The following is a 23,546-nucleotide window of genomic DNA, read 5'->3' as shown; positions in this document are numbered from 1 at the left end:
CGATTGCTGATGATCACACTCATCCCTGAGGTGGTCATCAGCATGACAGCTGGACGGGGTTATAACAGACCAGCAGAGGCAGCCAAGGCACCCCCAAATTGGACGGCCCGCATATGCACGGCCTCAAAATAGTTACTCGCAATCACTTCATTGCCTGGAAGTGGCGGGTGCCCCAGGCTGCGTGGTACCGCAGCAGGGTCATCAGTTAGAACGACACGCTCGGTCATATCAGGGAGTGCCGCATCGTCACCCCAAAAGGCCACACCGTTGCGCTTATCTGCCTTTGAAGGTGAACCGCCAGATGGCTGGGCGGCACCAGAGGTGTGCTGATAACCAGGCCGTTTACGGCGCCGACGATTCGCGTTCATTTACAGTTCCTCCTGGGCAAACGCGGAGTATTTGCCCCCAATCGTGCCATCCAATACCCACGAATGGCCCGTCCCGTCCAAGACGCGCTCACCCGTTGGAGAACCAGTTGTCTCCGATGGGGTGGTTGGCGAGGTCAATTCTTCTGATACGGGACCATCAGTATCGTCTTGGACAAGTTCATCGGTATCGATACCAAGCGCACGCTGTAGCCCAGCCGCATCCAGATCACCCACGCTAGATGACTTCGGCAAGGCCATATCAGCGATCATCCGTTTCCCTTCAACCACTTCCTCAACTCGCTGATCAACGGTTCCTGGACAGACCAAACGGTGGGCCATAACCGTATGTTTTTGGCCGATACGCCAGACGCGGTCACGGGCTTGATCTTCAACTGCAGGATTCCACCAACGGTCATACAGCACCACGTGATTCGCTGCGGTGAGGTTCAACCCTGTACCACCGGCTTTCAAACTGAGCACCATCGCGGCACTGGTCCCTTCAGGTGTGGCTTGGAACTGGTCCACAATGTCGTCGCGGGCGGGGCGAGAGAGACCACCGTGGTAGCAATAAATCTTCTGGCCCATCCGTTCACTCAGCCAGTCCGCAAGGCGTTCACCCCAACGGGCAAAGTGGGTGAACACGAGCATCTTTTCCCCATTACGCCATACGTTGTCAGCAATTTCCCCGAGACGGGTCAACTTGCCTGAACGACCATCTAACGGTTCACGGTCATTCGTGTATGCCGCTGGGTGGTTACAGATCTGTTTAAGTGCCGTGATGGCCGCTAAGACGTTGCCACGTTTTGCCGCTCCAGTGCCTTGGGTTGTGGGGTCAGCCATGAGCTGATCGAGTACTGCCTGATACATCCCAATCTGTTCTGGGGTCATTGAGCAATACTCAATGCGGTCAATACGGTCAGGGAGCTCTTCAGCAATAGAGGCTTCAGCCTTGGTGCGCCGATACACCAGCACACCGTTCAGGGTTTGTAAGGCGTTTTCATCACTGCCGGTTGCCCCGAGCTGGGCGACAAACGTATTGCGCCCACCCACAAGGCCTGGGTTTGTAAAGTCGAGCAATGCCCACAGGTCACCCAGCCCATTTTCAATGGGGGTACCCGTCAATACGATACGGTTATACGCATTGAGGCGGCGGAGCTGTTGAGCCGTTTCACTGGCCGGGTTTTTAATAATTTGGGCTTCGTCAAGCACGACCTTGCCCCATTCGACCTGTTCAAGAAGTGCAATATCACGAACAGCCGTGCCGTAGGTCGTAATCACGATGTCGTGATTGCGCACCGCCTGCAAGAAATCTTCACCACTGCGACGGTTTGGACCGTGATGAATGAGACGTGACAAGTGGGGAGTGAAGCGGCGGGCTTCATTGGCCCAGTTCCCGACTACAGCGGGTGGAACGATAATGATTGAGGTGCCTCTGGCCGGCTGGTCATCAACCACATTGGACCCTAACCCTTTGATACTCGTACCCAGGTGGGCAAGCACAGTCGGGGTTTTGCCGAGCCCCATGTCGAGAGCTAAACATCCACCCAACCCGGCGGCATCTAAAAAGTCCAACCATGCCACCGCGTCGGCCTGGTAGGAACGCAGGGTGCCAAAGAAACAAGCTGGATTGGTGTCGGGTTCAGTGGGAATATTCTTTGCACTGTTTAACAGGTCGGCTGCCCAACCATCACCTTGGAGACTAATCCCGCCTTCGAGCATGACCCCATCAAGACCGAGGGCACGGCGTAACATGTCTGCCCCAGTCATGGTGGTTTGGTCTTCGGCGTCGGCAAGGGCTTGGGCGGCAGCGGCCAGATCAGCGTGAGACAGCTCAACCCACTTGCCGTGAGCTTGCACAACTGGTCGATGCTGACTGGCCAGATTGCGAATCTCTGCAGCAGTCAAGCTCACATCACCAAAGGTCGCACTCCAAGACACTTCCGTGAGTTGGCGAGCCCCCACACTTGTCTGGTTTGCATCAGCCTTGCTGGTGAGTTTTAACCCTGGCGCAATCCGCTTGCGTGAGAGTGGTGGGACCCGCATTTCAAATCCTGCTGCGCTCAGGATTGGTCCAATGTCGGTCATTAACTCCCACGCCTCATCGGTGGACAAAATGACTTCCCCGCGACGATGTCCCTTGGTTCGCTCAAGGACGGGGTAGAGCCCTTCAAGGCGTTCAAGTTCTTTCTTGATTTGTTCTCGTCGGCTATTGGAAGCTGACCCCATCGCCGCATCAACGGGTTCAGCGCCTTCTTTCGTCAAGCTCAATACTTGGAGATACCAGGCCCCGTATTCGTCAGGTTCATCCAGTTGTAGCGCAAGCGATATCGTTGATGCCCCGAGCACATTTTTTGCCCAAGATTGCAACCCACGGCTGATTTCATAGCCGCGTTGATTTGGCAGCATAAACGGTTTGCCGTCCATGTGGGCCAACACGGCTTCACCACATTCAGCCGGTGTGCGCGGACGGTCCAAGGCTGCAGGGGTATCAATAAGTGCGGCTGCTTGCGTACAGACCGCGTTCAAGAGGTCAGCAAGAACAGCTTGGGTGTAGGCGCGCGGATCTTTCTGATCGTCTAAGACTGGAACTGCCCCCGGGAGTGAGTCAGTCAGACCGATCAGCTCATTGTGATCAATGAGTGCAGGAACCCAACGCACTACCCACTCAGTTGGCGAGGTGTCAAGTTTGCGAGTTTTCTTTGATTTACCGCCACCCAGGCTGCCCCGGTCAAGTTGGAGTACAAACCGGCCTTGCGCTACTAGTCGCACCGCCAGCACTGCACTGAGCCCCAACCATTTCAACGATGGTGCGAGCGCATCACCGAGATGCGTTGCTTGGCCAGGAACCGTAACCAGCCAGCCGAGGGTGCCAGATACCGGGGCGCGTAGAGCCGATACCTGTTGGCCGTTTGGTAGGCGTATATCGGCGGTGGGTTCAAACGCGGCAACTGGTGCCCCAGTCGCCTGAAGGCGTTCTCGGATCTGGTCATGGCTGGCTGCGCTTGCTTCAAAACCACTCGCCCATGCAATCACGTCACCGTTGGTCCAACTGAGTTGGAGGCGCGTGGTCCCAGCCTTTAATCGTTCATCTGGCTCAACACTCACCGGTTGAGGGGTGGGGGCTGTTTTAACGAGCTTGGCCTTCTTAGCGGGCAGTTTCGTTTTGGCACTGTCTTGGCTTTGTGGGCGCGGGTCATCAAGTCGACGCTGAATGGCTTTACCGGTGAGCCGGTTGTACTGATCTGCCAACGCCGTGCGTGCATTATCAAAATCTTCTAATACCAATGCACGCTCTGGACGGCGGACGCTGTAGCGAGCCTGCGCTAACGCATCGTCGGCGGCACGTACTTTTCGGGCAAGTACAACCGATTCAAGTTCAAAATCCAACGACCCGTTGCCTTGGTCAATTGCGGCAAAGGGTTCGAGGCGCGGCTGGGCGGCCCCAACAAAGGGGTTGCGTGAAACGGTTGTAATGTCAGTTCCTAGCGGATGCTGCATGAATGAATGGTCCCTCAGCAAACTGAAGCGAAGCGAGACGAACTACCTGTGCTATGCGAACAGCTGGGTGGTAACTCGCCGGGCGAACGAGTGCATTCTATCAGGTTCACCATGTTTAGCTGTCGGGCAAGTGGACAACTCTGCCAATAACGTACCGAACAGACTGCGACTGGCTCACCGACCGTCAGTGTCGAACGTCATACGCCATCGGGGTGTGCTTGGGCGAGCTTACCGGCGATGAGGGCGCACACCACGAGTTGAATCTGGTGGTACACGATGAGAGGCACGCTCATTAATCCAAGAATGGATGCGGGGAAAATCGCGGCGGCAATGGGAAGCCCACTCGACAAGCTTTTCTTTGACCCGCACATCAGTAAGGCCACCCGGTCGCCATAGTTCATGCCGATGAGCTTGCCGCCCGTCCAGGTAATGGTGAGGACGGTGGCGAGTAAGCCAACACACACCACACCCATGATGATGAGTTGTGAGGCATCAACGTCATGCCACACCCCATCAGCTGTTGCCATAGCGACGGCAGCAAATACATTGAGCCAGATCACCGAACGATCAACCTGTTTGGTGATATTTGCTTTGGATTGTACGTAAGCACCTACCCACGGGCGTGCGAGCTGGCCCACGATGAAGGGTGCCAGGAGGATTTTAAAAATATTGATGAACCCATCAACGGTGACCCCTGCACCAACGCCGGTGCCGTCACCGCCTATCAATATTGTCGCCAAGAAGGGGGTAATGAACATACCGCCCACATTGGAGACGGTGGCAGCACAAATGGCCCCGGCAACGTTCCCTCTGGCTGCTCCGGTAAGGGCAACACTGGATTGGATTGTGGAAGGGAGCACACAGATATAGACCACACCGGCTACGAGCAAGGGGGTGAGGATTGGCTGCAAAAGTGGAGCGAGAACCAAGCTGATGAGTGGGAAAATTGCAAAGGTCGTCAAAAAAATAGAACCTTGGAGTTTCCAGTTCTTCAGGCCATCGATGACTTCGTTTGTAGGGAGACGCGCACCGTAAAGAAGAAACAACAGCATGATCGCGTAGTCTTGGGCTTCGTTTAAAAACGCCCGAACGGCTGGTGTTGTCGGCACGATAAGCCCGAGCACCATCATTAACAACACCCCAATACTCAAGGGGTCGATTGAGAGCCGGGCCGAGGGAGCGGCTTGGGTTTGGGACATAAGCACACCCTATATGGGGAGGCTTTTCCTTGAAGAACATTAGCTATCTTTGCCCTGAGGTATTACGTTCAAGGCTGGATAAAACCGTACTGAAACCCCTTTGTGAGGAACCAATGTCTGATCCACAGTCCACGCCATCCATGTACCTGGCGAGTTTTCACCCAATCGGGGGTAAAACAATGGTCACACTCGGGCTTATGGAAGGCCTGAGCGCACGGGTGAATAAGCTCGGGTACTTCCGTCCTGTGGCTGGTGAGCAAGAAGACAGCCAAACCGCGCTGGTTCAAGAGCGCTACAACCTGGCTGATCGCACCCGCCATGCCTACACCGACGAAGAACTTGACGACATGATCGCCAAGGGCAAAGAAGAAGAGGCGATGAAGCACATCATTGCCACCTACCGAGAACTCGCAGACGAATGCGAGTTTGTCTTTATTAGTGGGGCAGATTTCAACGGCCAACGCACCCAAACGGCCTATGACTTTAACCTTGAAGTTGCCCGCAATATTGGTAGTCCAATGATTACGGTATTGAATGCCGAAAAGATGGATATGGATACGCTGCGCGACGAGGTAAAAGTTGCGCGAATGAAGACGAAATCAGCCGAAGTTGTGCGTGCAGGACTGATTATTAACCGGGTGCAACAAAGTGTGGTACGCAAAGCCTTAGACGAATATGCCGACTATGAGATTCCGGTTGGCATCATTGAGGAGAGCCGGGAGTTGGCCATGCCGACCCTGGCTGAGGTGATGGCATCACTGAACGCAACACCGGTTCGCGGCAGTGAGGATCTGGATAACACCGTAGATGGGTTCATTGTGGGTGCGATGAGTATTCCCAATGTCATCAAACATCTGCGTGATGATGCGCTGCTCATTACCCCTGGTGACCGTCCTGAGATTTTGGCTGCCGCCATTATGAGCCGTTTATCCTCGAACGGACCGAGTGTGTCTGGTGTCGTCCTGACGGGAGGGTTAACGACTGACCCCGCCTTGCTTGATTTGATTGAAGGGCTGGAACGCCACCGTATGCCCGTCTATTCAACGGACATGCCAACGTATGAGGCTGCACGGGCGGTTGCTAAGGTGCGTAGCCGGATTACGGCCGGGCATTCTCGCCGTGCTACGCAAGCCGTCAGCGTCTTTGAACGCAATGTACGGACCAAGGAGTTCTTGAATCGGGTGAAGGTCAGCCGTTCAGATGTGGTCACGCCGTTGATGTTTGAGTTTGACTTGATTGAACGCGCCCGGCGTAACCGCCGCCACATTGTGCTGCCTGAAGGTCTCGATGATCGCATTTTGATTGCGTCCGAGATTTTGCAACAGCGTGGTGTTGCCCACCTCACCTTATTGGGTGACGAGGACGAGATTCGTCGTCGCGCCATTGAAATCGCGGTGTCCTTGGACGGGATCGCCATTATCGACCCCACGAAGAGTGAACGGCTAAGTGACTATGCTGATGCCTATGTCGAAGCCCGTAAGCACAAGGGCATGACTAAAGAAGTCGCCATGGAAACGATGCAAGATGTGAGCTATTTCGGTTCCATGATGGTGCAACTTGGCGACGCTGACGGCATGGTGTCTGGTGCGGTGAATACCACGGCACACACGATCACTCCGGCCTTCCAGTTCATTCGTACCAAGCCCGGTGTAGAGAATGTTTCATCTTCATTCCTCATGCTGATGTCTGACCGGGTGCTTATCTACGCTGATTGCGCCGTCATTCCAAACCCGACAGCTGAACAGCTTGCTGACGTGGCGATTAGTTCGGCTGAAACCGCAAAAATGTTCCGCATTGAACCGCGCGTGGCCATGCTGTCCTACTCCACGGGAGAATCGGGCAAGGGTCAAGACGTGGACAAGGTTCGTGAAGCAACGGCGATTGTGCGCAAACGCCGCCCGGACCTCCTTGTTGAAGGACCCATTCAATACGATGCGGCCATTGATCCCACGGTGGGCGCCAAGAAGCTGCCGGGCAGTGAAGTTGCCGGCCATGCCACGGTGTTTATCTTCCCTGATTTGAATACGGGGAATAACACGTACAAGGCGGTGCAACGATCCTCTGGGGCAACGGCAGTTGGTCCGGTATTGCAGGGCTTGAATAAGCCGGTTAACGACTTAAGTCGTGGTGCATTGGTTTCCGATATTGTTAACACCGTCGCGATCACTGCGATCCAAGCCCAAGAAGGAAATTTATAAATGAACATTCTTGTTGTAAACGCTGGCTCATCTAGCCTGAAGTACGAAGTCTTCACCGTTGAAGATAACGTCTATACCTCCGTTGCAGAGGGGTTAGTCGAGCGCATTGGTGAATCCGTCGGCGCGATCACCATGAAGCTGAACGGCAATAAAGACAAGCAAGAACGCACCTTTGCTGACCACAAAGAAGCCTTGGCTGCGGTGCTTGACCATCTCGGTGAACATGGCCTGGTGGATGACTTGGCTGTAGTCGGGCACCGCATGGTGCACGGTGGCGAGGAATACACCAAACCAACGCAGGTGACCGAGGAAATCCTGAAGGACCTGGACAAGCTAAGCCCACTGGCACCCCTGCATAACCCGCCTTGTATCACCGGGGTGCGTGCGGCCATGGAGCTGCGTGGGGATGTGCCACACGTGATTGTGTTTGACACGGCCTACCATGCCACCCTTGCCGAGGATGCGTACCGCTATGCGGTGCCCAAGGAGTGGTACACCAACCACGGGGTGCGTCGCTATGGCTTCCACGGCACCAGCCATAAGTATGTGGCGAACACGGCCGTGCGTGAGTTGGGTTTGGACCCGAATAATCACAAGGTGATTACGGCACACCTGGGTAATGGGGCGTCCATTACTGCGATTAAGGACGGCAAGAGCATCGAAACCTCCATGGGGCTGACCCCCCTTGAAGGGCTTGTGATGGGGACACGCTCAGGCAATATTGACCCGGCCATTCCGTTCTACATCATGCGCCAAACGGGGATGAGTGCCCAAGAAGCCGAAGATGCGTTGAACCGTCAGTCAGGGCTGAAAGGTGTGTGCGGTGATAACGACGCACGTGCCGTAGAAGAACGTGCCGATAGCGGGGACGCCGACGCCAAACTGGCCCTCGACCTCTTTGCCCATCGGGTTCGTGGCTACATCGGTGAATACAGTGCCCATCTAGGTGGCTTGGATGCGATCGTGTTCACTGGCGGGATTGGTGAAAACTCGGCAACAATGCGCGCCGCCATTCTCGAACCCCTCGCCCACATGGGTATTGAGATTGACCCGGCCCGTAACGATGTGCGTGAGTTCAACGAAGCCGGTACCCGCGTCATCTCCACTGGTGCGGTGAAGGTGATTGTGGTACTCACCCAAGAACAGGAACAAATTGCCCGTGAGTCTGTAGAGCTGCTTGGGCTGTAACAAGTTGTAACAGGGTAAACCCTCGTGCTAGAACGTGGCCAGCAACTGATGTTGCTGGCCACGTTTGTTATTGAGATCGTTTTAAAGGTTTGATTGTGATTGATGATACACAAGCAAGGGAGATACTTATCGCCTTAGGTAATAGCCTTAAAGATAGAAAGTCTAAAATCTTTTCTGATGGGAATAGATATTTAATAAAAGATTTAAATAGTTTATTTAGATACTTTAAGTCAAAGAAGTTGACTAAGTTAAAGTACTATAAAAAATTAGTCTGTTCATATCGTTTTAATAGGACCATTTATATTAATAAAAAATATTGTTTAGATAATATCTATTTTCCAGTTGAGGCATCTGTTACAGACTGGGATAGGTCTATGTATAATTTAGGTATTTTTATTATTTATAATATAGACTATTTAATAGGAGATACAAGTGTTGTTGAAGATGGATTTTATGATAAGTTAGCTAATAGAATTGGTGAGGTTGAGGTTTTCTATGGGGAGATCAGTGGCTCAAAGTTAGGAAATATATTTATCAAACTCCTAGAAATGATAGATGGCGTCTATCGGCCTTTAAGTTCGAGTCTTTCAACAGACTATTTTATTCTTTGGTACATGAATTTACTTTTGTTGACACTTATTACGGTTATGGCCAGTTACTATGTTGATGACGAGTCCTCAGCTATTCTATTTGCTGTCTTTGTTGTTATGGTAACAGCGATGGCAATAAAGCTATTTGATAATGCGATATACCATAACTTAAGATATCGGGTCGATTCTTCACTCATTCGTAAATTTAATGCAGCTATCTACTTAGGGCGTGCTTATCAGGCAGTTGTCGTTGTCTTTACGCCACAGCTACTAGCTAGGATAAATGGTGTAGAGGTAAAATCATATTTATTTTTCCTTCAGTTTGATAACTTAATGTACTCCTTCTGTTTTCTTATGTTTATGTACTATATCCATTCCTGGATATTGATCGTGACGGGGTATAAGGAATCTATTGTTTTCTGGAAGGAAAGTTATCTAGATAATCAGAAAAACGGGGGGTTTCGGAAGCAAAAGAGATTGCCTCGGTTGTATAGAGCTCGCCGTACGTACCAATAGAACAGAGCTACTACCTACACGTAGCTCTGTTCTATTCGGGTTAAGTGGGTGCTAGGCCTACAACCTGTTTGCCAATGCACAGGCCTTGGTGCTCGCAACACAGCGAACGGGCAGGTTCTTGGCTTTGGCTTCTTTGATGAGAGCTATGGTTTCTGGGGCGAGGTCATCGCCGGAGGCGAGGGCATAGACGCTGTTGGTTTTCACGGCGAGACCGGCAAAGGTGTAGCCCACCTTCCAGGCGTCGTCGGCTTGGCCTTCAATCACGAGCACGCCGTTCGCCTTGCCTGCACTGATTTGGGCTCTGGCGAGTTTGGCTGCGGTATCGGCACGGGTTACACCGGCAATGCGGTTAACGGGTATCTCGGTACCCACTGCAGAGCGGACCGCCTGTTCCATGCCCTCAAATAGGGCCGCATGCCCACCCATTACCGTAACCTGTGCAGGTTTAACGGCGCCCAATAATTGTGCAACGTCGGATGAGAGTTTGGTTGTTTCACTCAGCGCAATAGGGCTCTGTTGGTGAGGTGAGTAGTAGGCGGCAGCCATCGCATCGGCAAAGGCCTGGCTCGGCGTACCCCCATCAGCCGGATACCCCCGCGCGATAATCACCGGAGTGCCTGGTTTGGTGCTCATCGTTTGGGCAAGGCGTTTAGCCGTTCCTAAACGGGTTTCACCAGAGATACGTTCAACCTCTACACCAAGGGCCTTGAGCGCATCGGCTACGGCAGGGGTGATGGCTTGTTCGCCACCAACGATGTAGATCTTCTTCACCCCTAAGCGGACAATCTCGTGTTTAACCGTGTCCTCAAGTTTGGTTGGGTCGGTGAGCAACAAAGGCCCTTTGGCGGCCAGGCTCGTTGAAACGAGCGCATCGGCATAGGCGCATTCACCGGCAATCACAACGTATTCAGCCATCCCAGGGTTCGGCCAAGCCAGCTTGCTCGCCTGCACCGACACATCAGAACCGCTCTCACGCCCACGCGCAGGGTCCCACAAGAGATTGTTCGTATCTACAGCCGGTGGTGTTGACCCAGGCGCATCGACCGGTCCACATTGCAACAATCCGCCCGCAATACCAGGATCAGGCGTTGGACCAGGGCTCGGAGCTGGACTCGGTGGGGTAGTGGGCCCAGACGTTGGGCTCGAGGTAGGGCTACTTGTTGGCGCCGGAGGCACAGGCGCGACTGGTGGTGCCGTTGGCCTTGAGGTAGCCGTTGGCGTAGGCGATGGGCTACCCGTTGGTGTTGGTGACGGTTTAATGGTTGGTGTAGGTGATGGTCTCCCCGTTGGTGTTGGTGACGGTTTAATGGTTGGTGTAGGTGATGGTCTCCCCGTTGGTGTTGGTGACGGTTTAATGGTTGGCGTTGGAGAGGGTTTATCGGTCGGCCTTACCGGTGGCTTGGGTGGCGTCACGGGCGGCACCGGCCTCACCGGTGGTTTGGTTGGCAATGGTGGCTTTACCGGTGGTTTGGTTGGTAGCGGTGGCTTCACTGGAGGGACAACGGGAGGCAATGGCGTTACTGGTGGCTTCGGATTATCCGTTGGCTTGGCCCGAGGAGGCTCTGGCCGTATGGCATCCCTTGGTCCCACAACCTCATAGTCTCTACGAGAGACATCGTTCGTTTGGGTCAGGATCCAAGCAACCCAACGGGATATCTTCACGAACAGCGTAGGGTGCTGACCACAATTTAAATATCCTGGTTTACGTGCAGTATGACTGACAAAACCGACCTGAATACGTTCAGCTTTATTATCACCATAGATCGTTAACGGGCCACCGCTATCTCCGTTACAAGAATCCTTAGCCTTTTGCTTCTCATTCCATTCACCTGCACAAATGAAAAACTCTCCGGTGTACTTGTCACCGCAAACACGAGGCTCCCGGAATGGCAACGTAGCTTTACGCAGTTTCAACTCATTGGCCGGTTCTGTAATGAACTTGGGTATTCCGTCTGGACCTATCTCATACATTCCCTTCCCAAAGAGTCTGCTCGGCCCAGCCCCGATGCCTGTACTGGTAGGGAGAGGGAGCCGGGTTCTCGCACTTGTGGGAAGTGGTTGTGCCAACTCAATGAGTGCAATATCCGCTTTTGTTTTCAGTCTTTTAATGTCTGGCGGAACAACAACACGTTTGACATCTCTCATTGAGTTTGTAACTTTATGGTAGATCTTTATATCTGTTCGAGAACCTTTGTAGTCATTATCTGCAAAAAAATTGTTTTTTGAGGTGCAATGTGCTGCGGTGAGAATCCAGTTTCTATTCAGAATCGTTCCACCGCAGTCATGGACTAGATCTGACGGTTGAACACCATGATGGTTGTTCCGCTGTGGGTCTGGGTGGGTTATTTGAACAAATTCCGGTGCTTCCTGGTCATCAACGACGGTGCCGTTGATGACATTGGGTAGATGCCCCGTTGCAGGCGGCTGTGCCGTCGCAGGCAGCTGCCCAACGGTAAGCGTGATGATGGCGAGCACGGCAAGGGTAATGAGGTGCCGAGATTTCATATTGCCTCCAAGTATGAATAATTAAAAGCTATTCATCTTTAGGAGTGTGATTACACATATGCAAAGCCTGATACCGGCTTTTTCGCCAAACCTGGTCATCAGTGATGGTTTGTACAATGCCCAATGAGCCACCACTGCCATGCTCTCCATGGTGTCAGATAACGCCAAACGCGAGCCCGAAGGCTCGCGTTTTCGCTGGTCAGTGGAATAATCTGGTTCTCGCCCTTAGAGGGATTGGGCTTTCGCACAGGCCTTGGTGCTGGCAACACAGCGGATGGGCAGGCCCATCGCCTTAGCTTCTTTAATCAAAGCCACTGACTCAGGCGCCAATTCATCGCCGGAGGCGAGGGCATAGACGCTCTTTGTTTTTACGGCAAGACCGGCAAAGGTGAAGCCGACCTTCCAGGCGTCATCGGCTTGGCCTTCAATAACCATGACGCCTTCAGGCTTGTTGTTACTGGCAAATAGTGAACGCGCAAGCTTGGCCGCCGTGTCTGCACGTGATGCCCCGTTCACACGGGTGACGTTATTGGTGCTCGCACTAAAACGAATGGTGTGCTCAATTGATGGCGACAATGCACTACTGCCACCAAGGAGTTCAACATGCTTGGGCTTTAACACCTGTAAGGCATCAACCGTTTCCGGACTCAGGTCATTTGTTGCTGACAACAGGATTGGGGTTCGAGTCAGCGGGGCGTAATAGGCTGCAGCCAATGAATCAGCAAAGGCCTGTGATGGGCTACCGCCTGGGGCCGGGTAGGCGCGGGCAAGGAGGGTTTTGGTGCCCCCAGTAACGCCAACGACTGCCTTTGCAAGCAATGCGGCTGTACCCACACGACTTGGCCCTTGCACCCGTACAGGTTCGAGGCCACGAGCCTTCAATGCAGTCTCTACGGCGGGTGAAACGGCCTGGGTACCACCGATAATCAGAACCTTCTTAGTTCCAAGACGACTCAGCTCATTGGCCACTTCTGGCTCTAGCGTATTAGGGTCAGTCAGCAGTAGTGGCGCATCTTGAGCCAAGCTCGTTGCGGCCAGGGCATCTGACCAGGCGCATTCCCCAGCAATCAGTACGCTTGAGGGCAGTTTCCCATTCGTCCAGGTCAGTGATGATGCTTTCACACTGACCGTCGAGCCAGCACTCGCACCACGAACCGGATCCCAATACAAGCTGGGCGTGTCTTGAGCGGGTGCACTTGAGCCAGCGGATTCAACACTGCCGCACTGTAAAGCAGGTGCCGGTGGCGGTGTGGGGCGAGGCGCAGGTGCAGACTCGATCGGTGCTGGTGACCCGTCGGCTGGATTGAGTGTGTAGGTAGCCGTTTTAATGCCAGGTACCTGGGTTTTAATCCAGTTAGTCCAGTGACCAATATCGGTGTACCACGTGGGCTGTCCACCACAGATTTCAACACCCTTTGGTGCGTCAGCATGGCTGACCAGCCCAATCTGAATTTGGTGTTGCTTATCGTCGCTATAAATCGTTAAAGGGCCGCCGGAATCGCCGGTACACGATGCTGGAGAGTTGCCGGTCTTACTTGGGACCTCTGCACACAACATATTGGGGGTACGCTTCGGGTCGCCGCAAAAAGCAGCTCGGTTCAAGGTCACTTCAGCACGACGTAATTTTGATTGATAAATATCGCGTGAATCCAATTCGTACCGGTCTGGGCCAATCCGTTTTGAATTACCTTTGCCCCATACGGTGCCTATCCCACCGGTTGGGTAGGGAGACTCGGGGGCGGCAAGGGTGGCGCGGCTTGGTGTGCTAAACGCCTTATCAACATGCACTAAGGCGAGGTCGGCGGGCCACCCAACTTGGTTAATTTGGGGCGGGAAGAGAATGCGGTCAATCTTGCGTTCATCGTGAGATGACGGGTGCACCGCATAGTAGGGGTCCACGGGCAAGGGTTGGAGTTGGCCTGTGCGTTCATAGTGGAATTCATCCCAGAAACAGTGGGCTGCAGACAGTACCCATTCCGCATCAATGAGCGTTGCCCCACATTGATGGTTGAACTTACCCTGCCTGTCCTTTATCACAAGCTGGATGTAGCTGGGCATTTGCTCGTAGGTTGCTTCACGACCATTAATGATTGAGAACTCGCCGCCGGCTTCGGGCGAGACCACATCACGTGGCTCAGCAGCGCTTAACGTGGAAAAGACCAGAGGTGTAAGCATTGCTGCGGCTAGAGCGCCTAGTCGTACATGGTTCATGTGAACATCCTTTACCAATTGATTAGTACGTGTTCATCATGGCAGTAAATAGGGACACGGCAACTTAACCGTTTGATACGAACGATTGCAGACCTTAACCCGGGGTGCACATGATGGGACGAAGAAGTGATCAGGCAAAGGACGGTAGTTGTTGCCTTAGCAGTGCGTACCGATGGACAAAAAAGAGAAATGACACGAAAAACGGATACGACTATCAGCGTCGTACCCGTTTGTCGATCTACCGGTCAGGAGATGAACGGTTGGTTCTTAGCGTTCTGGGCGAGAGAAGTGGCGTACCGGATTGATTGGCTTGGGGGCTGACTGATGGAGAGGGTTTACCGTGTTTACTGGCTGTTCGATGGACTGGACAGGTTCCTTCTTAAAGCCTTGGGTTGCAATGGCATTCATGATATTTAAGGTGCGGAGCTTGCCGGTCGTGGTGGAGATGAGTGTTTCTCGGACCTCATGGTTTGTCATGTTGTGGTTATAGCTCTTCAACAAGGCAGCCGCGCCTGCTGCGTGCGGGGTTGCTTGGCTTGTTCCTGACATGAAACCGACAGCTCCATTGGGCACGGTGCTCTTAATTGAGCTACCCGGTGCAGTCAAATCCACGTAATCATTCGTATTCGAAAACGGAGAAAGCTTGTCATCACGGGTGATGGACGCAACTGCGACGGTATTGGCATAGGCGGCAGGCCAGCGCGTAGGAGAACCCTTCAAGCCGTCATTACCAGCGGCGGCAAAGACAGTGATATTACGCGCAACAGCCTGATTAATTGCTGCTTCTACCAGTGGCATTGGGCTATTGGCCGTCATCGAGATATTAATGATGTCAACATTTGCGTTGATTGCGGCGACAATACCTTCTGCCATCCATGACGAGTTGCCAACCCCACTATCTTGGGTGACCTTGGCCTCAAAGATCGTGACATCAGGAGCGACGCCTGACCCGGCGATTTGGTTGTTGTCACCGGCACCAATAATGCCTGCAACGTGCGTGCCATGGCCGTTATAGTCACCTTCACGTTGACCAGGAGCGGTGTAGCCACGGATAACGCGACCTTCAAAGTCTGGATGGTTCTTGTCAATACCGGTGTCAATTACCGCAACCTTGACGCCTTCTCCTTTGGAATGGCTCCAAGCTGATTCGATCTCCAACTTGGATAAGCCCCATTGGCTCATGCGGTCTGGATCGTTCGAAAGGGCAGAACTCACAATGGCTGCGCAATCGGTTTCGATTATGGTGTCAACTTCTTTGATTGGCGTTGTATAGGTGGGGATTTCCTCTTGTGTTTCGGCTAAGACACGGCTGCCGGCCTTGCCGTTATACAAGCCGCCCTTTTGAACGGCGAGGGTTCCATCAGCCCGCTCAACCAAGCGGATGGTGGGTGAGTCAGCAGCCAGGGAAGGAGCGGCACTTAAGACAAGAGCGGCTGCGGCGGTAAGGGTGCTGAGGGTGCGAGCGATGGTGTTCATGCACCAAGCTACGGAATATCACTTAGGGTGCTGTAGGCTAACTGAGGGTGAAATTTAACCTACGTACCATACGCATTTTTGGTTGAGATGGTCGGAGGAAGGAGGAGACGTTGAACCTTTCCAATATTCCTGGCCTTATCACAAAAATGCCTCTAAATAAAACGGATGATCACGCCGAGACACTTCGCTATGGAACAATCGAAGCAGCACTCTCTTTTCATGGTGACACTCGCGGCCATCGCGCTTGGCATCCAGCCGTCTGGCGCAGTGTTTGCCCAACCAAACGGAACAGCCAATACGGACGTTCCGACTACGCCCTTGTCATCAACGTGCACGGCGACGGGAACAGAAATCATCGTAGATGAACAAACCACGACGCTGGATGCGGCATACCAAGCAGCGAAAGCTCAGCTAGTTGGGTGTGCTGATGAGCAACGTGTGATTGAACTGGTCTTAACGACACCAGGACCCCACATCTTGCCTCTAGAAATCAATGTAGAAGGCACGATTCGGATTGTGTCCAAACTTCAAGATGGCACACGAGCATCCCTTCAACGTTCAAATCCAAATAGGGAAATCGCCGTTCGTTCACCGCTTGAACTTGACGGTGTTGAATTACAGGGGAACCGGACATTCTTTAGCCCACAAGCTTCGCTAACGATCAATAACAGCCGGTTTGTCGGTGATGCGTCAGGCCCATTTGGGAATGTCTCTATTGCGGTGTATGTCGCCCACGGGGGGCAGCCCATGAGTGTTGAGATTACCAACAGCACCTTTGACGATATTGCGCCACTTGTGGTTGCCCAAACGACTGGGCCGGTGCGTTTTGCCAATAACACTGTGCGGACTGAGAATCTCAAGAGCCTCACGCTTGTAGCCTCAACAGCTCAAACAAGTGATGACCCCTTCATCATTGAACACAACACCTTCACCGTTTCAGCTAACCATGCGCAACCTAACGTGATGATTTCGGGTTCTCGTGTAACGGTGCGTCGAAATACGTTTTTGACTGACGGTGATGTTGCCAACATCACGTACGGAGAGCCGATCGTTGGTAACGGTCAACCCCCGATCCATCACATCCAGATTTTGCCTGACGCACAGGCATCCGGACAAGGCGGCCAAACCGGCCACCCTCTCGATCAGATCCGCATTGAGCAAAACACCTTTAGTGGAATAGCCGCTATCGGTTACTACACCCGTTTACCTCAAACCTTCATTAACCCTGGTGGTGTGGTGGTTTCACGCAATAACTTTGCTGATGCCAAAGCTCCATTTCCAAAGGTGGTGGATTATGACCGTGAGGCATTTGATTTCGCCTGCAACTACTGGGGAAACCATGATTCCAAGCAAACCGTTGCACTTAATACGAACCTCGTGTTACGCACCGATGATTTGAGTGCGGGAGAGTGCATTGACTTGGACAAGAAACCAGAGCCGGCACCGCCTGCTCCTGCACCGCTTCCCCCGGTGAAACCAACTCCGTCAGAGCCGGTAAAACCGGTTGTTCCTATTGAAGGACCAACCCAACGTATTTCCGGTGATACCCGTTTTGAAACGGCGGTTGCTGCGGCAAAAGAACAATTCCCTCAAGGGTCAGTGTCTAAAACAGTGATTATGGCTCGTGGTGATGTTGCGGCTGACAGCGTGTCAGCGGTACCGCTGGCCAAAGCCATCAATGCGCCTATCTTGCTCACGCCCAGTGACCAACTGCATGTTTCGTTAGGACAGGAAATTAAACGGCTTGTTGGGGACGATGGTTCGGTGATCATCATGGGCGGCCCAGAAGCAATTACCCCTGAGGTCGAAACGGCTGTTCGCAACCTAGGATTTCGGGTGACGCGATTGGCTGGACATAACCGTGCGGCTACTGCGGTAGAGACTGCAAAATACCTTGAAGCCAATGGCAACCTAACGCATGTCTATCTCGCTGATGGTAACGATTGGCAAGCTGACTTGATTACCGGGCCGATTGCAGCTAAAACCCAAGGTGTCACGCTGCTCACCAATGGCGAGCATCTGGCACCTGAAACGAAAGCGTTTCTTGATGCCCATCCCCAGATACAGGTAACCGCAATCGGGGATAAGGCATCGAATACGGGTGTGACGACTCGTCGCATTACGGGTAATGACGCAACTGATTTGAGTTTGGCAGTAGCAAAGACCTTCTTTGATACCAGTACTGAAATTGGGGTGGCCACATCCCAAGAATTCGCTGACGCCCTTGTTGGCGGAGCGCATGTATCCCATGAGGGTGGAGCCCTGGTGCTTGTTGAAGGTGAGGATGCAACACGCGTTAATAACTACCTCAAGGAACGCAGCACCATTAGTCGGGTCTTTGTCTATGGGGGTCGAGAACGCCTCTCAACGGCCAATGATCGTGAGGTGTCCTTCAACTAGGGCATCGAACACTGCGGCGTTATACGTACGTGAGCCAACAGGCCAACCTGCCTGTTGGCTCACGTCATTGTAGAGAGGAACCAGGACACGTAGCCTGACGGTATGCAGGTGTGGACATTGCGTGAAGATTGGTGGGCTGCACACACATCATCGGATCTTCTCTATGCAGTTCAATTCCGTTGCGCATCAACAGCAGATGCCGATGCCTTGTGGATTCAACTGCAGACGGATCATCGTCGTGATGGGGCTACGATCCTTGATGGTGGGGCATCTATTGAGCGACGGGCCCCGTGCGTCTTTCGGGTCGAGAGTGGCGGTGAAGATGCCCTGGATTCCTTAGATGCGTGTTTGAATGAAACCGTTGGCCAGGCCCTCCAACAACTCCCGACGTTCACACTGGTTTGTATCGAAGAAGAGCAGCGCCATGAGCCTACCTCGCCGTATTCTGCCCCCTGAGAACCCAGATCGTTGACCTGGCTACCAATCGCGCGAGCGAACATCAAAAAACCCACCAACCGTAAGGGGTTTGGAGGGTTTTTCGGTTATACGTTGTGGGCCCCCAGGGAATATTGGTTTGCTTTTTCGGTATGATTGTGGTGGTGAGGCCGGGGTCTTCAGTTACCCGGCTTGGAACTCGGTGAGAAGGGTTTGGGCTTGCTTGGCGGTTTTGCTGACCGGGTGACTTTTTGGATCGGCCGGTGGTGGAGTCGGTGATGATGGTTTGGTTGTCCACCGGTCACAGCTTTTCTTGTGGTAGATGGTGTCGGCACCTTGGAGATAGCGAGGACCAGGTATGGCTGGGGTTCCTATGCTGAGAGGCGTGATCTAAATTCGGGCTCTAGTTAGCAGGTCGCCGATCGAGTAGGACACCCTGCCAATGACTAGCCAGTCCTAATCGGGTTTGATCGATGTGATGGTGTATGTCGTTTTTGTCTCACCATCAGGCCGTTTTCTTGAGCTCAAAGTGGCCTCTAGACGTACCCGTTCGTTGAGCCGAAAGTTCCCTTTTACTTGATCCAATGACTCGTGGAGCGTCATATCAACAAGACCACCTTTTGGAAGGCTTGTAGCCTGTTCCGCATCAACCTTGATTTTCCACTTGTTGGTTGTGCTGATGGTGTGCAACGTACCAGTAAAGACCTCACGTCGTTCTGGTTGAGAAGTTCCCTGCAAGGTGGTCCGAATCCATTTGGCTTTGGTCTTGTTGATCCGTGCATCGACTGGCTGGACACCCGGTTGCATCCATTTACTGGTCAAGGTGAGTTCTTGATCATCAAGGATTTCAGCTATGCGGTCGAGAGACTGGGCGAGCTTTGGTCCGGCAGCGCCAATAGCATCGGTGAATCCTTCGGGGCTCTGTTTGCCACCTTGGTTAATGATCGTGTGAAGCCAAGTGACGGCCTGATCAACAAGGGGTTCTGGCTGGCCTTCTAGAAAGCATTTGCCATCTGGGTATGCCTCTTCCATTGGGTTAGATTTCGCTTGGATATCCAGGATGATGGAGCCGACGCGTGGCGTGGCAACAAGCTCTAGCTTGGTGAGGCTTATTACCTTAGGCGAGACATTGCTGAAAATGGGGTGGTTTCGTTCGATCGCGCCACCGAGGTAATGGACGCTTTCTTGCCATTCGATTTGTAGTGTGCCAACGGCATCAAGGTCGATACGGTGGCTATTCTGGTCGTTGTTGAGACGGACATACCCGTTCGAGTGTCGGACCCTTGGCGTGCTATGGAATCTGGTTGTCATGCGGTCCTTCATTGCATGGGTGAAGGCCTCGGGGTCGTATGGTTCTCGCGTTTCGGCAAGGTTTGGGTAGCGACTATTCAGGGATGCTAGAGCCTCTTCGATTGAGGGCAGTTTGAAGTTATTATTCTGGTCTTGGGTAGCCATCAATCATCACCTCCAGGTATCCCCGTGATGGGTAAGCCGCTTGTTTGTCCTTGTGTATAATAAGTGATTTATCTCGGTACTTAGACCAGTACTCGTCCCATTGCCCACGTTCTCGGACATAGTCTCGTTCAGGGCTGGGAATCGGCTCATCGCCAAGGAAGGGGCGAAACCGAAGTACTTGGATATCGACACTGTGTTTGCCTTTTCGCCAGATTGCCTGAAAAATACTTGCGTGGTCTGGTTCTATGGGATTGGTAAATGCTTTGTCGGCAATGATGTAGACGCAGTCAATATCTTCTGGGTCGGGTTTGGTGGTGAAGAATGAACCGCCCAGCCAGCAGGCAATGATGTATCCGTAGGCGCTTTTTGCAAGCGAGGTAAGTTCGGCCCATTCTTTCCAGAGTCGTTGGCGGTGATAGTCGTCCTCTGAGATGTATTTATTGGCGATATCTTCAAGGCTGTTTGCTTGCCATCGTCCGATAGGGAGGAAGCCTTGGTCGGTGTAATCAGGTAGATAGCCCATACAAAAGCTCTTACGGATTGTTGATATCTGTGATAGTGCTGGGGAGTCTGGCAGATAATAGGGGCCTAGTCAAAGTTCCGTCTTCCCAGAAATGCTTGAGGATAGGGCCGGTTCCGTGGTCTATTCTTCGAAGTCAATTAATTGGTAAAACTGCTCTTCACTCAGGATGTGTTTGAGCGTGCCCTGCACTTGGAGCTCAACCGCCCTATTCAACTTGTTCGTGAAGAAACGTGCTCGCCTTGCGGTACCCACGACAAGAACGGTGGTGTGCTTGTTCACTGACTTAGTTACGGTAGCCCCTGCTTGTTGTGCATACACGGTTGCATCTTCACGGAGAATCCCCAATGCGCCAGTGAAGACTACCTGATGTCCTTCAAGTGACCGCGGTGGTAGTGGCTGAGTAGCAAGGAATTCAAGGACCTGTTTCAATTCCTCGGGATTAAATAAAGTTACTGGGGTTTTGCGGCGATTTCGACGTAACTGATCGATACGCGTCTGGAGCTTTACGACCGTGGCCATGGCCTGCTGGCCTATACTTTCAACGCTGTGAACCCCAGTTAGGTCAGCAAGTTGAATAGCGATTAGTGCGCATGTTCTTGCATCATCTTCAGCTCGATGAGCACGCCCTTGTTCAATCCCAAGGTGAGAAGCCACGTTTGCCAGACCGTGAGAATCCAAACGGAGGAGTGTTCGGCACCATGGCAGCGTGTCACCTACTGGCCAATCAGGAAAAGGTAGCTCAGCATCTTCACAGATGGCTTCAAGTACACCGCTATCAAAACTCAGATTATGTGCAAGCACGGGAAGACTGCCTACGAACTGAGTCACCGTCGGGTATAGCTCTGGCCAGGTTGGTGCATCTTTCACGTCGTCCATCGTGATACCGTGAAGTGCTTGGGCTCTCGGGTCAATGGACGTGTGTCGTTCGATAGGTTTAATGAGCGAGGTAAAGGTATCGACGATTTCACCATTGAGGACTTTGACGAGACCGATTTGGATAGCGAAGGACCGGTCAAAGGAGCCGGTTTCAAAGTCGATTGCACAAAAATTGAGAGACATGCAAAGCCTTAGAAATGGGTGTGGATTGTAGAAAGGGATTTGAGGGTGAGTTTGGCAGACTGGCGAGACATACCACTCATCGGTCCTTATCAGGCTAAAGACGGAGGTAAGCATATTCGACTAGTCCTTGTCTTTGAGATCAACGTTCACAGAAAACTTGTCAAGATCAACGTGGGGGCATTTTGCGGCTTTCTTCTTGGCTGTTTGATTGAGAATGCGTTCTGGCAGGAGGCAATACTTATAATCCTCCTTCCAACACTTCTTCAGGGGCAATATATTCATCCACTCAGTGGGTGACTATTTCTACTGAGGTAGCTTGTTTTAGTTAGGCCAACTCTAGGTTTCTGTACATCAAAAAACCCACCAACCGTAAGGGGTTTGGAGGGTTTTTCGGTTATGCGTTGTGGGCCCCCAGGGACTCGAACCCTGAACCTGTCGGTTAAGAGCCGAATGCTCTGCCAATTGAGCTAGAGGCCCGCAAGGACTTGAAAGATTACATGCGAGTGCAGGGTGTTGCAGCAATGAGGTCAAAATTTTTTAGTACCACCGGACTGACCATTCGTATCGTGGCTAAATGACAGAGAAATCGCACAATCAGTACTGAAATGCTTACCCATCGTGGTGAATTTGTGTTTGGGGGACAGGACTCTTTACCATCACGATTGTTCTGAGGGGATTCAGGCGAGAGAGGTACTGCTATGAAGTATGTCCGCCGAGTCCAACGCCACGGTGTCGTAACCGTTCCTAAGGAGTTGCGACAAAAACTTGGGATTCGCCAAGGTGATTTGGTGATGCTGTCGTATCACGAGGGCAGGATCACGATTGCGACGTTTCGATCAGAGGTGGTTCCATTACCCGTAACGCCTCGTCCCATGGTTGACCAGAAGCTAAATCCTTCTGGCCAGGTGGGCACATCGCGAGGGGATAGTCGTGTTATTCCGGAGCTGGAACCGCAACGAAGGTTATGGCCGCGAGCCGCGTGAGGCTCACCGCAATGGGGTACCAATGCGTATTCGCCTTAGGTGCACAGGTGGGCAAGTTCGATCTTCTTCATCTTTACCATCGCCGCGTACGTGTCAGGCTGTTGGACAAGGGAGCTAAAACAGTCCGGTACGATTTGCCAGCTAAATCCAAACTCGTCACGACACCAGCCTGATTGTTCAGCCCTAGGGTCAGCTGAAAGACTGTCCCAAAGCCGATCAATATCTTCTTGGGTTGCACATTTGACGAGTAATGACGCGCCAGGAGAAAAGGAGAAAACGGCCCCAGCCCATGCATCCATGGCACTAAAGGACTGATTATTAAGACAGAACCGGGCATTCATGACTGCGGTTTCATCGACAAGGTCAGTTCGTTCCGTGTAGTGCTCAACATAGTCAAGGGAAGATGGTTCAAAGACGTCGGTATAGAGGTCGATGGCCTGTGTGGTCTTATTTTGAGCATCACCTGAAAACAGAAAACATGGAATGACTGGCTCATATTCAGTTTCAGAAGTGTCAGTAAGCAGCAACTGCCAATTCACACCGTATCGATCTTCAACCCAGCCATATAAAGAGGCAAAGGCGTATTCACCCAAAGGCATGTGAATACGCCCGTTCGTGCGGAGGTGGTCCCATGTGGTTCGCAATTCATGTTCAGCTTTTGAGTTGGTTTGGCTGTCAAAGTTCAAGATGAGTGAGAAGGAGGGATTCGGAGAAAATGCATCACCTGCGTTCCATAACGTCCACTCGTAACCATCAGTATCAAGCTCGATCGCGAGTGTCTGCCCTGCAAAGTCCTTTTGAAACACCGGCAGGCCAGCAGTGGGGTAGGTCAGCGTGGCGATGGATGATGTACGTGGAATCACCTGCTGATAAAACGCTGCTGCCTCATCAGCGTTAAAGTCAAACCAAAAACAGGGAAGAATGCGTTGCATCTTCAGATTT

17 protein-coding genes, 1 tRNA gene and 1 pseudogene are annotated in these 23,546 nt (G+C 52.5%); 7 read left to right on the top strand and 12 right to left on the bottom strand.

From position 1 onward, the window contains the following. Positions 1–59 precede the first annotated feature (59 nt). The 3 genes from VCU37_RS00360 to VCU37_RS00350 all read right to left on the bottom strand — a co-directional run bounded on the left by VCU37_RS00360 (position 60) and on the right by VCU37_RS00350 (position 5,065). Positions 60–368, bottom strand: a complete 309-nt coding sequence (locus VCU37_RS00360; RefSeq protein WP_336248647.1) for a hypothetical protein — start codon at positions 366–368, stop codon at positions 60–62. After that, positions 369–3,866 carry a DEAD/DEAH box helicase gene (locus VCU37_RS00355; RefSeq protein WP_336248646.1) on the bottom strand — a complete coding sequence of 1,166 codons (3,498 nt, stop codon included), beginning with the start codon at positions 3,864–3,866 and terminating at the stop codon, positions 369–371. Between the two features lie 197 nt (positions 3,867–4,063). Beyond that, positions 4,064–5,065, bottom strand: a complete 1,002-nt coding sequence (locus VCU37_RS00350) for a bile acid:sodium symporter family protein (protein WP_336248645.1) — start codon at positions 5,063–5,065, stop codon at positions 4,064–4,066. 113 nt (positions 5,066–5,178) lie between these two features. Here VCU37_RS00350 and pta point away from each other — a divergent pair, with 113 nt between their 5' ends. The 3 genes from pta (at position 5,179) to VCU37_RS00335 (ending at position 9,557) form a co-directional block, all read left to right on the top strand. Then, complete coding sequence (pta, locus tag VCU37_RS00345) at positions 5,179–7,263, top strand: phosphate acetyltransferase (protein WP_336248644.1); 2,085 nt, start codon at positions 5,179–5,181, stop codon at positions 7,261–7,263. Beyond that, positions 7,264–8,451, top strand: a complete 1,188-nt coding sequence (locus VCU37_RS00340; protein WP_336248643.1) for an acetate/propionate family kinase — start codon at positions 7,264–7,266, stop codon at positions 8,449–8,451. A 95-nt stretch (positions 8,452–8,546) separates the two neighbouring features. Beyond that, a complete protein-coding gene (locus VCU37_RS00335; protein ID WP_336248642.1) occupies positions 8,547–9,557 on the top strand; it encodes a hypothetical protein in 1,011 nt (336 codons plus the stop codon). A 57-nt stretch (positions 9,558–9,614) separates the two neighbouring features. Here VCU37_RS00335 and VCU37_RS00330 read toward each other — a convergent pair whose 3' ends face one another. Beyond that, entirely contained in the window at positions 9,615–10,616 is a 1,002-nt protein-coding gene (locus tag VCU37_RS00330; RefSeq protein WP_336248641.1) for a cell wall-binding repeat-containing protein, read from the bottom strand. 64 nt (positions 10,617–10,680) lie between these two features. Between VCU37_RS00330 and VCU37_RS00325 the strand changes: the two genes are divergently transcribed. Then, entirely contained in the window at positions 10,681–11,157 is a 477-nt protein-coding gene (locus tag VCU37_RS00325) for a PE family protein (protein ID WP_336248640.1), read from the top strand. Positions 11,158–11,201: 44 nt separating this feature from the next. Here VCU37_RS00325 and VCU37_RS09320 read toward each other — a convergent pair. From VCU37_RS09320 to VCU37_RS00315, 3 genes and pseudogenes are all read right to left on the bottom strand, one after another. Then, positions 11,202–12,062, bottom strand: a pseudogene (locus tag VCU37_RS09320) (S1 family peptidase); the annotation flags it as partial. Between the two features lie 225 nt (positions 12,063–12,287). Continuing rightward, positions 12,288–14,273 carry a trypsin-like serine protease gene (locus VCU37_RS00320; protein WP_336248639.1) on the bottom strand — a complete coding sequence of 662 codons (1,986 nt, stop codon included), beginning with the start codon at positions 14,271–14,273 and terminating at the stop codon, positions 12,288–12,290. 267 nt (positions 14,274–14,540) lie between these two features. Beyond that, a complete protein-coding gene (locus VCU37_RS00315) occupies positions 14,541–15,749 on the bottom strand; it encodes a S8 family peptidase (RefSeq protein WP_336248638.1) in 1,209 nt (402 codons plus the stop codon). Between the two features lie 219 nt (positions 15,750–15,968). Here VCU37_RS00315 and VCU37_RS00310 point away from each other — a divergent pair, with 219 nt between their 5' ends. Both VCU37_RS00310 and VCU37_RS00305 read left to right on the top strand, forming a co-directional pair. After that, a complete protein-coding gene (locus tag VCU37_RS00310) occupies positions 15,969–18,149 on the top strand; it encodes a cell wall-binding repeat-containing protein (RefSeq protein ID WP_336248637.1) in 2,181 nt (726 codons plus the stop codon). 102 nt (positions 18,150–18,251) lie between these two features. Further along, a complete protein-coding gene (locus VCU37_RS00305; protein WP_336248636.1) occupies positions 18,252–18,605 on the top strand; it encodes a hypothetical protein in 354 nt (117 codons plus the stop codon). 435 nt (positions 18,606–19,040) lie between these two features. Here the strand turns inward: VCU37_RS00305 and VCU37_RS00300 are convergent, their stop codons facing one another. The 4 genes from VCU37_RS00300 to VCU37_RS00285 all read right to left on the bottom strand — a co-directional run bounded on the left by VCU37_RS00300 (position 19,041) and on the right by VCU37_RS00285 (position 22,098). Beyond that, complete coding sequence (locus tag VCU37_RS00300) at positions 19,041–20,039, bottom strand: hypothetical protein (RefSeq protein WP_336248635.1); 999 nt, start codon at positions 20,037–20,039, stop codon at positions 19,041–19,043. Beyond that, a complete protein-coding gene (locus tag VCU37_RS00295; protein ID WP_336248634.1) occupies positions 20,017–20,562 on the bottom strand; it encodes a DUF6932 family protein in 546 nt (181 codons plus the stop codon). The genes VCU37_RS00300 and VCU37_RS00295 overlap by 23 nt, the downstream gene beginning before the upstream one ends. A gap of 120 nt (positions 20,563–20,682) precedes the next feature. Then, the gene (locus VCU37_RS00290; protein WP_336248633.1) at positions 20,683–21,621 is read right to left on the bottom strand and encodes an exonuclease domain-containing protein; all 939 of its coding nucleotides are present in this window, start codon (positions 21,619–21,621) and stop codon (positions 20,683–20,685) included. 404 nt (positions 21,622–22,025) lie between these two features. Beyond that, positions 22,026–22,098, bottom strand: a tRNA-Lys gene (locus tag VCU37_RS00285). A 221-nt stretch (positions 22,099–22,319) separates the two neighbouring features. On the opposite strand from VCU37_RS00285, the gene VCU37_RS00280 reads away from it, so the two are divergent. Beyond that, positions 22,320–22,604 (top strand): AbrB/MazE/SpoVT family DNA-binding domain-containing protein, encoded by a 285-nt coding sequence (locus VCU37_RS00280; protein WP_336248632.1) that lies wholly within the window; start codon positions 22,320–22,322, stop codon positions 22,602–22,604. A gap of 35 nt (positions 22,605–22,639) precedes the next feature. On the opposite strand, the gene VCU37_RS00275 is transcribed toward VCU37_RS00280, so the two are convergent. Beyond that, positions 22,640–23,536, bottom strand: coding sequence for a VOC family protein (locus VCU37_RS00275; RefSeq protein WP_336248631.1), 897 nt, complete (start codon positions 23,534–23,536; stop codon positions 22,640–22,642). Between the last annotated feature and the right edge of the window lie 10 nt (positions 23,537–23,546).

It is taken from the genome of Stomatohabitans albus (assembly GCF_036336025.1).
GTDB lineage: Bacteria > Actinomycetota > Nitriliruptoria > Euzebyales > Euzebyaceae > Stomatohabitans > Stomatohabitans albus.
This window is presented reverse-complemented; position numbering and strand designations above follow the sequence as displayed.